Below are 13,857 nucleotides of genomic sequence, written 5' to 3' on the forward strand. Positions count from 1 at the left end.
CCCGGTACAGCTCTCATCCGGCAACTTTATTGCTTGGAAGGAGGATGACACCAAATGGCCATCCTTCTCAAGCATTACCGTCCATACACTTCAAATTCACGAACGAGATCTATATCAAGCTCTAGTTAGCGAGAATTTTACTTGCTACCATCGACAGATCGATGATCTCAATGATACCGTTACCATCGATGTCCGCAATCTTAGCCATCTCCCATTTCGGATCAGCGGAGGTTATACCGTAATATCGGGCCACGATGGCCAAGTCGCCTATGGAAATGATACCGTCGTCGTTAATATCTTCCGATATTCGCTGAATAACCGAGTCTCTGAACGTTTGCAGCGCCGTATTCAGATCGACAACCGCTTGGTCAACTTGTTGCTGCGAAGCCATTTCATTATCCGCTACAACTTTAGCCTTGTTGATGGCAGCCTGCAGGATAGCTTTGGAGCCGGTAGGATATTGATGCGGCTGAGTGCCTTCTACTGCGCCGTCGTTCGTGCGCTGGGCATCGCCGATCAAGGCTTTCAGTTCATCCTTACTTGTCACGGCAATGATTTGGGTGCTGTGGGATACGTCATTCAATTGGATTTCCGCACCGGTACCGTCTGCAACCTTCGTATTGGCAATCGTAAAAATCGCTGAAGCGGTTTGTAATGATGATTTGGCTTTCCAATGCAGTACCAGCAGATCGCTGTCCGTATTCACACCTTTACCATCGCCAATGCTTGCTGCAAGCAGGCGGACTTGACCCGCTTTGTCGTCTTTCTGTTCCACGATGACGAATCCGTCTCTCAGCGAATTCGCTGAAACGAATTCCACTTTCGCCGGATCATAATTGATAGTCAAATCCTGGGCATAGATAGTCGCAACCACATTCTGCAAGCCATAAGTCAAATCAAACGATGCACCTGCAATGGTCTTGTCATTGCCCGACAATACCGCATTCAGTGATTTCACGACTGCATTTACTGTTACACTAATGTTTGTTGTTAATGGTATATTGTTGGGATTAGCTACCCCTGCCGGCAGGGATACGGTGCCATCAACCATGAAGGTCTGCTCGGTCTTTACTGCCGGATCGTAGTCTGATGTCACCACACTCCATGCTACATCTGCATTCACATTTCCACGACTGGTTGTCATGACGACTGATGGAGGCAATCCAAGTGCTTCTGCGGTCTTCGCTGTTCCGTTTGCCAATCCTATAACCGTTGCTGGCGCTGTGATGCTCTGAAGCGTTGTCGAGATCGCCCCATAGACTTCAAATTCATAAATATTTACTGCTTCATTTTCAAAAGCATTTTGTCCGTTTGTAATGTAGAGCCGAACATATCTTACGGTGGATATTGCTATATACCTGTCCGAGCTGTTCGAAACATTGCCTATTATTGAATCAAGGTCTTTCCAGACCGATCCATCCAGACTTCCCTGAAGCTTATAATCTCGTGTATTCAGCGATGCGGTCTCCCCACCTTCTCCCGCATGCTTAACTACCCATCTCGCAATATTATAATTTTGCCCAAGATCGACCATCAGCCACTTGTCTCCGTTCGTAGATGAAGACCATTTGCTGCCGCTTAATGTCTTTCCATCGATCGCCTTGGAAGGATCGTATCCCGTCACATTCCCATTGGATGTAGCCGTCTTGTTCAGAACAAGATTCGTCGCAGCAGGATCATAGGCTAACGTGGTCACATTGAACGGGCTGCTTGCAGCTGAAGCATTCCCAGCCTTGTCCCTGGCTTTTACAATAAATTGATAAGCTGTATTAGCGGTTAGCCCTGTCACTTTATAGCTCGTACTTCCTGTTGTCGATCCAATCAAGGTATTGCCGTTATAAACATCGTAGCCAATAACGCCTACATTTCCATTAAAATTATCCGTAGCCTTATCCCATGACAAAGTGACCATCGTATCTGTTACGACCTTCGATGTGACATTGGTAGGCACGGTCGGTGCTTGCGTATCTGCCGAAAGAGCATCCGTTGTATAATTAGTGATGGTCCAGGAAGCGATCGTACTCCTTGTGTTGACGTCCCTTCCATTTATGACAATCTTGTCGGCATAAATGTCAAAAATTAACGCTTGGGCGCCCGGCTGATTCGGATTGGAAGTAACAACAACTGCTCCGTCTCTGATCATTGTAAAGTATTGTTCGTTATACAAGTTACCCGGAATCTTTATATCATTATGCAAATGCCCTGTTATTAAAATGCTTTGAGGATATTGTCCCACAATGTCCTTAACCTTCTGATCCTGAGCCTCGTCGCTAAAATATCCTTCATTTGCATGCGACATGGACACCGTATCCTTTAATGGCTGATGGATAAACAAAAATATCGGTTTGTCCTTGCTTGCATTCTCAGCTAACTTCGCCTTTAACCACTCCAACTGAGTATCCGACATATAGGCACTGTCCTTATCGTCCGTCTCCGATCCCAGATAGATGAAGTGGTAGCCATTTATCCACTTATCAAAATAAATGCCCGGCATTCCTGTATGCGTCATAAATCTACTTTTTGCAATCTCGTATCCGCCAAGCCATCTTACATCATGGTTCCCATAGGCAAAATTTTTCTCCACCTGAGGATACTTGTTCATGGTATTCATGACTACATCATACTGCGCATCGGTTCCATAATCGGTAATATCTCCAGCAACACTTACAGATCCCGCATTATTGCTCACAGCATCTTTCATAGCATTATCAAGTGCAATATCGCGAGGATCGCCTTGAACGGTTCCGTGAGTATCGGAAAAGGCCATAAAGCTGAATTTATAGCTGGTATCCTTATCCGGCGATGCCGCAGCAAGAACCGTTACATTAACGCTTATTGACAATGGGACATTATTCGGATTTGAAATGCTCGACGGCAGATCTACCGTGCCTGGTACCGTAAAACTTTGCCCGGTCTTTACAGCAGTATTGTAACCTGAAGCGGCTATATTCCAGTTTACAAACGTATTCACATTGCCGTTATCGGTCACCAGAACGACTGTGCTAGGCAACCCAAGCGCCGCAGGTGTTGGCGCAGTTCCATTGACGACGCCGGTAATTGCGGCAGGCGATGTAATGCTTGTTAGCGTCTTCGACTTGATCTCAACCGTAAACGTTGCTGTCTTGCCGCGTACGTTGACGGTCAATTTCTGGCTGGCCGCTGCTGTCGAACTGTTGAATCCGCTCACATCGGAAACTCTAACTTGCTCCACTCTTGTCGAACCGTCAATGTATGTACCGGTAACTGCTAGGCCTGTGAGATCAAGGCTCTCACCGATACGATATGAAGTCTTTGTCGGCGGTGTTGTAACGGCAATGCTGTTCAACGTCTTAGAAAACTGAAACCAGTTGATGTTCGCTACAAAAGTTTTTACCGTTGCCACTTTTAATACAAGGTATACGTTATGAACACCGGTAACGTTAACGAGATCGGTAGATTGCGTCTGATACACATTCCAGTTGTCTGGAGCTGTAGCTGTAACGGCAAGCGTCCCCGCTAGAGTACCAGTCGGACTGTCAAGCCTGACTTCAATATTGCCGCCGGCATTGGATCCCTTGACAGAAAGTCTTGCACTGAATTTCGTAGCTCCATTAGAACCAGTTCCGAAGTCAATATTGTTATAGACTAAGTATTGGCCATCATTCGTGCCTCCCACACTTTGTCCGCCATCCGGACAGGACTCGACCTTCAGGTAATCGCCTGACTTGGAACTGAAGCTTTCTGCTTCCGTTACCGAATATGCGCTATTACCGCCGATCCTTACGATGTAGGTTGCTGTCTTGCCCCGTACGCCTACGGTCAGTGTCTGACTGGCCGTCGCTGTCGAGCTGTTGAAGCCGCTTATATCTGAAACTCTGACTTCTTCCGTTCTTGTCGAACCGTCCATGTAGCTGCCGGTAACTACGATGCCCGTAATGTCAAGGCTTTCTCCAACCGAGTAAGCTAACTTGTTTGGCATTGTCGTAATCGCAATGCTGTTCAACGTTTTAGAAAACTGAACCCAGTTGATGTTCGCTACATACGTTTTTCCCGCCTCTACCTTCAATACAAGATACACGTCATGAACTCCAATAACGTTGGCGAGATCGGCGGATTGCGTCTGATAAACATTCCAGTTGTCGGTTGCTGTAGCTGTGACTGCAAGTGTTCCCGCTAAGGTACCAGTCGGACTGTCAAGCCTGATTTCAATATTCCCGCCTGCATTAGATCCCTTGACTGAAAGTCTTGCGCTAAATTTGGTAGCGCCATTCGTACCACTGCCAAAGTCTAAATTGTTATAAACCAGATACTGTCCGTCATTCGTTCCTCCTACGCTTTGTCCGCCATCCGGACTACTTTCGATCTTAAGATAGGACCCTGACTTGGAACTAAAGCTTTCCGCTTCGATCAAACTATAAGCGTCGTTTGCCGCATGCACCGGCGGCGTGTAGCCAAAACTGCTGATCAAGAGTGAGAAGATCAGGATGAGTGAAAATACTGACTTGCGTAACTTCGTTAACTTAACCATAATTTTCAACTCCTTTTATCTGCTTATACACTAACCGATCTGCTTCCTGACAGTTTGAAGAAAATCAATAGTGATATAATGGTTGTGGCAGTAAGAATACTTGATATCGCTGCCGCCGTTCCGTAGCTCGACCTGACGACTTCCGTATAGATGGCAACCGACATCGTTTTGGTGCTACCGGTATACAGGATAATCGATGCGCTTAATTCGTTAATAACGGTTATCCAACTTAAAATCGCTCCGGCAAGCACACCTGGCATCATCATGACTGCCGTAACCTTAAAGAATGTTTTCACAGGCGAACACCCTAAACTGATCGAAGCTTCCTCCATACTCGGACTTAACTGGTATAGGATTGCCGCACTGGACCGAAGGGTATATGGAAGCCTTCTTACGATATAGGCAATAATCATAATCGTAATCGTTCCGCTCAGCAGCAACGGCTTCTTATTAAAAGCCAGAAGAAGTGTTATACCAAGTACCGACCCCGGTAAAATATACGGAAACATGGTAGTGGCATCGATGATTGAGGTGAGTACGTTTTTCTTTCTGGTTGATAAATACGCGATGAACATTCCCAATAAGACAATAAGCAGGATCGCTGCCAAACCTAACAGATAAGTATTGGTTATCGATTTCCAAAGTGTAGTTACAACCTGCTTATAGCTCTCCATTGAAAAAGCCGCTATAAACCGAGAGCCTTTGGTCTCGAGGAAGGAAGTAATAAAAACCGTCAACTGCGGAATTATAGCAAGTAAAACGACAAAATAAATTGCGGCATGTGCCAGAATTCCCCTAATCCCTTTGAAACTCGAAGGCTGGATGGGCCTCAAAGAACTCATTGTAAATGATTTTTTATTGACAATATATTTTTGGCCTAAAAATAACAAAGCTGTAATGAATACCATAAGTGTAGCCATTGCCGCTGAAAAATTTGCCTGTCCTCCCACTTCGCTGATAAACTCGGAATAGATCATGACAGGCATTACATTAAATCCTTCACCAATAAGCATTGGAGTACCGAAGTCCGCAAGTGCATTCATAAATACCAAGAGCGAACCGGCAAGCAATGTTGGTCCGATCAATGGCAGCATGATAGTAAATACTTTCTTAACCGCATTGCATCCCAAGCTTTCGGCAGCTTCGCTAAGAGATACATCAACCTTTTTCAATGCTCCTGATACATAGAGATAGATAAAGGGATACAATTTTAAAGTTAATACCAGCAAAATCCCGCCAAAGCCATAAATGCTTGGCATATGAATACCTATACTTTCAAAGAATTTAGTAAGCACGCCGCTGCGTCCGCTCAGAAGCACCCAGGAGTACGCTCCGATAAATGGCGGAGACATCAAGGAGATAATGATCAGAATCTCAATCAGCTTTTTACCCTTGATCTTGTACGCAGTCATTAAATAGGCCAATGGGGCGCCGATCAAGACTGAGAGAACGGTTACAAGAGATGTAATCATAAAACTATTGATAAGACCTTGATAATAATATTTTTTCTGAAAAAATTTAATGAAATTATTGAATGTAAATGCTCCTGATACAGCATCTTTAAACCCGCTTATGAACAATGAAAACAAAGGATATATTAGAAATAAGGAGAATAATACGGCTATTACCAAGGTTATTATTGTCCAGAAATCAAGTTTGAGCTTGAGTCTAGTCATATTTTCTCACATCCTTGATTAAGCTCTGTTCTCCGTCTTCGGTAAACACATTAATTTTTTCACTCTTAGGAGCAAGATAAAGCGTTTCCTTCAATTCGTAAAATTTGTTTGCATTGCCCAAGTCCTGAACGAATTCACTAGACAGACCTGCTTCCATCATCATGTCATCATTGAAGTGTACCTCATAATTGATATACTGGCCGAGGAAAGTACTTTTATTAATTGTTGCTTTCAAGCCGTTATCCGCAATGGTGAATTCTTCAGGTCTGACCGTGATAATAATGCTTTGACCGTCTTTCACCGCATCCACCAGATTAGGCATCGCCAAACTGAAGCCATCCTTGAACACGATCCGTTTTTCATTCCCTTTCAACTCGATATGTCCTTTAAAGAAGTTGGAATGGCCAATAAAGCTTGATACAAATATGTTGGCCGGACGGGTGTAAATATCCCGTGGTTTGCCCACTTGTTGAATGACGCCATCCTTCATAACAGCAATTCGGTCTGATATAGCTAGGGCTTCCTCTTGATCATGGGTAACGTAGACAGTGGTGATACCTACTTCTTTTTGTATATCCCTGATCGCTGTTCTCATATCAACTCTCAGCTTGGCATCCAGATTCGACAGCGGTTCATCCATCAGAAGCACACTAGGACGAATGACAATCGATCTTGCCAGCGCTACGCGCTGCTGCTGGCCGCCGGAAAGTTTCTCCGGAAGTCTATCTTTGTACTGATCGATTTTTACAACTTTCATAATTTCATCTGTTTTTTTCTGAATCTCGTTTTTGGGTAGTTTCCTGAGCTTTAAGCCGTATTCTACATTTTGCTGTACTGTCAAGTGAGGGAAGATGGCATAATTTTGGAATACCATTCCGATATTTCTTTTATGGGCTGGTATACTGTTGATGATTGTATCGTCAAACGAGATTTCTCCTGCCTCTATAGAGTTAAACCCTGCAATCATTCTAAGTAGCGTAGTTTTTCCGCAACCGGATGGCCCCAAAAGTGTAAAAAATTCACCATTCTTAATTTTAACCGAAAGATCGGGAATGATTGTTATATTGCCGTTATCGTATTTCTTTGTAATATGATTTACATGGATTGCTACACTCATGTTGATTCCCTCCTTACCATATAAGCCCGCTACACAAGACTGTCACAGGCTTAAATGGTTCTCCTAGCCCAATATTTTTATATGTTTCCTAATTCCTCTTAGTTGCTTGTATAAACATCCTTAAATTTGTCGAGCCAAGCCTGATTGTTTGCTTGTACGGCCTTAAGATCTTCTTGAATAACCTTGAATTCTGAAGTCTGTTTTAATCCTGGCGGTGCGGGAACATCGTTTCTTGTTGCACGCATATTGAGTTTGTTCGCTGTTATGGTTTGCAAATCTTTGGATGTCAGGAAATCAACAAACTTTTTAGCGTTTTCCATATTTTTTGCACCCTTAATGATCTGTACGGTACCCGGGGATACGACAACCCCCTCTTTCATATAAACAATCTCTACCGGAGAGCCTTGTCTTACAGCAGCGGATGCCAACTCTTCATGCGTCAATCCAACAACATACTCCCCATCAGCAACACCCTTAGGCACTGCGGATGAACTTGCGAGAAGCTTACCACCAAGATTCTTAGTCAGGCTTTTGATATATTCCCAACCCTTATTCTGATCCTCTGCTCCGATGGTAAAAAGCATATTTTCGATATGAGTCAAGCCCGTTGATGATTTGGCAGGATCAGAGAATGCTATTTTACCTTTCAGCTTCGGATTGAGTAGATCCGCATAGCCTTCAATTTTGATATCGCCAATCAGATTCTTGTTCACTAAAAGAACCATCGGAATCATGTTATTACGGGTAATCGATCCTTCAGTATTCCAAGCAATATTAATTGTAGCGTTTTCATTTTGCGACTTGTAAGGTTCGAATAATTGTTGTTTGGGAGCTACAACCGATGCAGTGCCCCCCCATTCGACATCACCCAACGGGTTCGCCTGCTCGGCTTCGATTCTCTTGAGGAGCTCACCTGTGCCTGCTGTAACAACTTCAACCTTGACGCCTGTTTTGGCCTCAAATTCCGGAATTACGACATTCATGACATCCTGGGCCGCTCCTGTATAAACGACAAGCTTTTTAGATCCCTCGTTCTTTGTATTTTCTTGATCGGGTTTCTTAGTTTCTGTGCCAGCCTTGGCAGGTCCCCCAGTGCTGGAAGGTGTTGCGCTTGAGCAAGCGGCGCTTAATAATACCAAGCACCCTGTTAGCAATAAAACGAAAATCCTCTTCATCCTTAGTCCCCCTCATTAGTATGTTACATCTCAATGTTAGTAAAATGACGTAAGGTTAACAATGCTAGAAACTGTACAACTATACTAAAAAATGAACACTGTATAAGAATTTATCCTTGCAGAAAGCTACTCGAAAAAAACAGCTTGCAAGACGTTAACACCCTCGCAAGCTGTCCCCAGCATCCATTTAATTGACACGAATATTTCCAAAAAAATATAAAGGTGATTTAACACGAGCCATTCCATGCCAATCGGTTCCGCCAGATACTTCCAAATTCAATCTCTCACAGCAGAGTTCATACCAACTGGATTCTTTTGGAGAGTGTTCAGGATAATAAGCTTCAATGCCATCCACCCCCAAATCTTTCAGCTGTTTAAAAAACTGATATTCTTCATCCAGGCTCAGTTTCATCAGCTTTGGATGGGCCAGAAATGCTTTTCCGCCGCTTTTCTTTATTACATCGAAGCTTTTCTCAACCGGAGCAGAATAACACTGTCCTTCAAACCGGAAACAGTGTCTAACAAAATTCGAGTAGGCTCCCCAGTCGCTAAACAGTCCATCCTTCAGCATTGCATCGTATAAACTTGAAAGATAGAACCCTTTTCTATTCTTATTATGATTCAACACTTGTTCCCAAGAATAGTTGTAATTTTCAGCTACATATCCTTCAAATACATACTTCGTATAAGCTGTAGCTTCCGCAGTTAAAGAATTCAGCAATTCGAGCAATTCCGCGCTTTTGGTATCTATACCATAACCAAGAATATGCACATACTTTTGTCCGATACGAGATGAAATCTCCACACCGGGTATTGCTTCAATATCAGTCCCTGCAGCCGCAGCCATGAAGGCCTCTACGCCCTCAATCGTATCGTGATCGGTTAATGCTATTGATTGTATTCCATGCTCTGCGGCTAGCTCGACTAATTGTTCCGGAGTGTCCGTACCGTCAGAATAGCAGGAATGCATATGATAATTGAATTTCATGTTTCTCCCCCATTAAAAACTTTTAATTACTGATTATAGTGAAATAAACCCTGTTAACAATCCCATAAAGAGTACAACTATCCGTAAAAGTGAACACTATACAATAGGTGCACACTGCACTATTTCATATCCTCAATGACTTCCTTTGACTGATTTATAACAACTGCACAATTGCCAGACTTCATAAAATCTGTGGGGGAGGTGCCCGTATATTTTTTGAACACGTTACAAAAATTCTTGTATTCGCTAAAGCCCGTCAAATCGGATATTTCATATATTCGGCATTTACCCGTTTCAAGCAGCTCTACAGCCTTTTGAATCCTGTATTTGTAAAGGATATCCAAAAAAGTTTGGGAGGTAGCTTCCTTGAATTTACGGCTTAAATAACTAGGACTAACACCCAGTTCATCAGCGATACCTTCAATGCTTAACTTTTGATGGTAATCGTTCTTGATTCGCTTGATTGTCTCACTGACATAATAATTAAGCTTATTTTCGGCAAAAAGATAAACATCCAACGCGATTAGATTGAATTCATCGATATTTTTCGTTTTTTTGATGATGTCATCGAAAACCTTATCCTGCCTGATCTCTCTCTTTATATTCTCGATTACTCCAGCAAGCTTTACTTCATCTACAGGCTTCAACAAGTACTCAAAAACCTTGAGTGAAATAGCCCGCTTGGCATATTCAAATTCGGAGTAGCTGGTCAGGATGATACTATGGAGTGGAAATATTCTCAAAGCTTGTTCAACCATCTCTATCCCGTTCATGACAGGCATCCTGATATCCGTAATAACCAGATCCGGTCGAAGCTGCTGGATCAGTTGGAGTCCTTCCTGTCCGTCACCGGCATCTCCCACAACGGTACATCCCATAGACAACCAGTCAACGGTATGAACAAGTCCTCTTCTGATTATCTCTTCATCCTCAACGACTAACACCTTCAACATGTTCGCCTTCACCCCTGTTGATCGGCAATGTGATTTTGACGACAGTTCCACCATGCTGCCGACTAGATATGTCAATTCCGTACTTTTCACCGTACATGAGCTGTACTCTTCTGTGGACATTAAACAATCCGACATGTGAAGTATTGTTTTTATTTCGTTCAAGAATGTCCCTCATTTTTTCCAGAACTTCTGGTTCCATTCCCTCGCCATCATCAGTAATGATGACTACCAGGTTTTCCTTATCTATAGCCGCCTCTATCTGTATAGACAAGGTCTGACGATTTGCAAATCCATACTTGATTGCATTCTCTATGATCGGCTGAACGATAAGTTTGGGAACAATGCATGCCAAGGTTTCTTCATCAATATCAAAATTAAAATTGAATTTCTCACCGAAACGATATTTTTGAATAAATAGATAGTTCTTTGTATATTCAACATCTTCTCCCAGACTAACCTCTGTAATGGTATTGTTGATGCTATATCTTAACAATTCGGATAGACCTACAATAATCTTATTCACGGAAGGCGGGTCCATTTTTACCATATATCGAATCATTTCCAGCGTGTTAAATAGAAAGTGTGGATTGAATTGGGATTCCAGTTGTTTAATTTCGGATAAAACGTTTTGCCGTGCTTTTTCCTTGTTCACTTCAATCAAGTTTTTTATATCCGTCAGCATCTGATTATACGCTTCAGCAAAAACCTGGAACTCATCATTCGAATTGACATTGAGCCTGGTATCCAGGTTGCCGGTTTGAACATTCTCGATTGCTCTTACAATATCGTCAATGACCCGGGTTTTTCTATCTGCTATTTTTCTTGCAGATAAATAAGTCGTCCAGGTCAGCACAGCAAAAAGCAAAATCAACAATACTCCCGCCAAAATAAGCAGCGAACTGAAATAACCGATGGAGGTGAGAGTATAAATAATAATCTCCCCGTCGAAATTTTCCGTTCTCGTCACATAATGACTATCTTCTTTCGACTTGATAACCCCCGACTTGTCCCTGAAAATCATGTCAAGCTTCCCTAATTGATCGACCAGCAATTCATTAGCACTCGCAATCACATATCCGTATTGATCGGTTATAACCACGTTGGTCGAGAAATTTTTGCTGATAAGCTTGACTAAGTCTTTTTCATTAAAGTCAAAAGTGATGAAGCCGGCAACATAGCCATCCTTTTTTACAATAGCTTTACCTACCACCAAGGTTTGAACACCAGTCATTGTAGTCGGTCTGGCCAGAATGACTTTATCAGGCATTTCCAGCATTCTGCTTACAAATCCCCACTTAAGCTCACTTCCACCCTGGGCATATTCAGGGATATGATTCGAGCTTAGTACTAATGGCTGCAATTTATTATCGAACATATAGAAATTTGCTTTTACATCCATTTTATTCACAAGATCATAAAACACTTCATATATTTCGCTCGTCGCTTGCTTCAACTCCAGATAGGACTGTACTCTTTCATCCGTTGACAATCGTGCTGCCTGTTTTTGATAATACCCTATGATAAAATCCAACGTTTCTGCGACCTGAGAATTGGTCGTATAGTTCCGGGAAACAATAGTCCTGTAAAGGCTGGAAAAGGACAAGACATAACTGGCTAATGTAATAATGATGACAGGAATGAGCGCATGACTAATAAAAGTTTTCCTGATATCATCCCTATAGCGCCTGTAATTTGTTATCATATATTCCCCTTAAGAAAAGAGGAAGAGGACTTATTCGTCCGCTCGCCTCTCCAATTACATTTCCTTATATTTCCAATCTAAATCACAAATCCCGGGATAATACATTGCTTTACAGATATCCTACAAGCTTCAAACATCATTGGCCAAAAGTCCGGCCGTCGATATCTTCAACCCCGCCTCATGCAGATGGGCGATGCTGCCCAGTCCGGTGCAGCGTGGGACTGCCCAGTCCTGACTCCTCTCCTCGAACAAAATCGTGGTAACTGAGCTTGGTGGGAGCCAAAATCCGCTCCAAACTAGCGGTAAAGGAAGCTCCAGCAAATGGGCCAGCCAGGTCACCCCAAAACCATGATGGCAAAATACCGCGATCGTTTCACGATTAGACGACGCCATGCGGTACCTGCCCTCTTCTCTTTCATACCCATGACGCCGAAGAAATTCGTCGGAATCCGCTTTGAGCTTTTCGTAATCCTTTGCGTAATCGTGATAAGGGGCACGCTCCGGCCATATTTCATGGCCGGGATATGGCTGGATCGACCGAACGGTTTCACCAGGAATATTCCAGGCCGCGACGTTACTGCCCGCGACATTCACAGGATTCAAGTCTAATTCGCGGGTCCACGGTTCAATGGTCGATTCCATTCCGAGCAATTCGGCGGTATATTGCATGGTATGGAGCGCGCGATTGACCGGAGAGGAGTAAATCCGGTCAATCCCTTCTTTTTTCAGCCTTTGAGCGAGCGCCTGCGCTTCCAAATGTCCCGCTGCTGTAATGGTATCATTGGGATAATCGGGATCGGCGTGACGGATAATTAAGATTCGCATTTGATTCTCCTCCGTTCCTCTTTTTCTTTTCCGAGCGAGATGACGTAATTGCCCAGCTCGTACGCGAATTTTAGACCGGCATCCCGTATCGCGTCAGGAAGTTTGTTCACACCATTATGTGCTTCATAGGTAAAATCGCCGCTATACTGGATTTCTTTTAGCGTTCCCACCAGCCTGGTCCAATCGATTGTGCCTTGATAAGGAAGAAGATGCTGGTCTTTAACGCCATCGTTGTCATGGATGTGAGTCGCTTTCAACCGGCTGCCGAGCAACCTGAATGCAGATGCATGATCGATCTTGTGCACATGGGCATGACCTGTATCCCAGCAGGCGCCAATCAAACGATGATCGAGAATATCGATCAGTTGGACGAGCTCCTCAGCAACCGTAAAAAATCGGTTGCAGCCTTGAACATAGCACGTGTTTTCAAGCGCGATACCTACTCCAGTCTCTTCAAGCACCGGAATTAAACGGCTGTAGAAATTCACATTGAAGTCCAATACTTCCTGGAATGCTTCTTCCCCGTCTTTAGCGATATCGGATGGGTGAAAGACGACCCAGGGAATGCCTAGAATTGCAGCTGTTCGCAGGGATCTCTCCGCGAGGCCGACAAATGAATCAAGCGTCAGCCCTGGAACGAGGTTCGCAAATGCTCCTCCGTGAACAGGCCCGTGCATCTGGGTGAACCGAACTCCGCATTGATCCGCAAGTGTGCGTATTTCCTTCGCCCATGTTTCTTCCTCGCTCCAACTGACCTGCAGCATCTGGCTCTGCAGATCCCAATAATTCATGTCCAACACTTCAAAACCGGCCGCAGCACATCTTCGAATGGCGTCATTTCTAGTTACAGAATTGTTAAATACGTTTAATGATGTAGATAATTTCATCGTATTCGCTCCACTTCCGAATTCCGT

9 protein-coding genes are annotated in these 13,857 nt (G+C 43.6%); all 9 read right to left on the reverse strand.

Translation table 11 applies throughout. The annotated features are described in order from the left end of the window. Nucleotides 1-121: 121 nt before the first annotated feature. The 9 genes from J2Z65_RS26450 to J2Z65_RS26490 all read right to left on the reverse strand — a co-directional run bounded on the left by J2Z65_RS26450 (nucleotide 122) and on the right by J2Z65_RS26490 (nucleotide 13,830). Entirely contained in the window at nucleotides 122-4,507 is a 4,386-nt protein-coding gene (locus tag J2Z65_RS26450; protein ID WP_167052228.1) for a carbohydrate-binding protein, read from the reverse strand. 23 nt (nucleotides 4,508-4,530) lie between these two features. Beyond that, on the reverse strand, nucleotides 4,531-6,183 hold the full coding sequence (locus J2Z65_RS26455; protein ID WP_167052230.1) for an ABC transporter permease: 1,653 nt from the start codon (nucleotides 6,181-6,183) through the stop codon (nucleotides 4,531-4,533). Then, the gene (locus tag J2Z65_RS26460) at nucleotides 6,176-7,300 is read right to left on the reverse strand and encodes an ABC transporter ATP-binding protein (RefSeq protein WP_167052231.1); all 1,125 of its coding nucleotides are present in this window, start codon (nucleotides 7,298-7,300) and stop codon (nucleotides 6,176-6,178) included. The genes J2Z65_RS26455 and J2Z65_RS26460 overlap by 8 nt, the downstream gene beginning before the upstream one ends. 98 nt (nucleotides 7,301-7,398) lie before the next feature. Next, entirely contained in the window at nucleotides 7,399-8,475 is a 1,077-nt protein-coding gene (locus tag J2Z65_RS26465; protein ID WP_167052232.1) for an ABC transporter substrate-binding protein, read from the reverse strand. Nucleotides 8,476-8,662: 187 nt separating this feature from the next. Then, the gene (locus J2Z65_RS26470) at nucleotides 8,663-9,463 is read right to left on the reverse strand and encodes a PHP domain-containing protein (RefSeq protein WP_167052234.1); all 801 of its coding nucleotides are present in this window, start codon (nucleotides 9,461-9,463) and stop codon (nucleotides 8,663-8,665) included. 119 nt (nucleotides 9,464-9,582) lie between these two features. Further along, nucleotides 9,583-10,416: a response regulator transcription factor gene (locus J2Z65_RS26475; protein ID WP_167052235.1), complete on the reverse strand. Its 834-nt coding sequence runs from the start codon at nucleotides 10,414-10,416 to the stop codon at nucleotides 9,583-9,585. After that, the gene (locus J2Z65_RS26480) at nucleotides 10,394-12,118 is read right to left on the reverse strand and encodes a sensor histidine kinase (RefSeq protein ID WP_167052237.1); all 1,725 of its coding nucleotides are present in this window, start codon (nucleotides 12,116-12,118) and stop codon (nucleotides 10,394-10,396) included. Before J2Z65_RS26480 ends, J2Z65_RS26475 begins: the two co-directional genes overlap by 23 nt. A 129-nt stretch (nucleotides 12,119-12,247) precedes the next feature. Then, entirely contained in the window at nucleotides 12,248-12,943 is a 696-nt protein-coding gene (locus J2Z65_RS26485) for a histidine phosphatase family protein (RefSeq protein ID WP_167052239.1), read from the reverse strand. Continuing rightward, nucleotides 12,931-13,830, reverse strand: a complete 900-nt coding sequence (locus J2Z65_RS26490) for a sugar phosphate isomerase/epimerase family protein (RefSeq protein ID WP_167052241.1) — start codon at nucleotides 13,828-13,830, stop codon at nucleotides 12,931-12,933. The genes J2Z65_RS26485 and J2Z65_RS26490 overlap by 13 nt, the downstream gene beginning before the upstream one ends. Between the last annotated feature and the right edge of the window lie 27 nt (nucleotides 13,831-13,857).

Origin of the sequence: Paenibacillus aceris (genome assembly GCF_017874035.1) — a bacterium.
In the GTDB taxonomy this organism is placed as follows: domain Bacteria; phylum Bacillota; class Bacilli; order Paenibacillales; family NBRC-103111; genus Paenibacillus_E; species Paenibacillus_E aceris.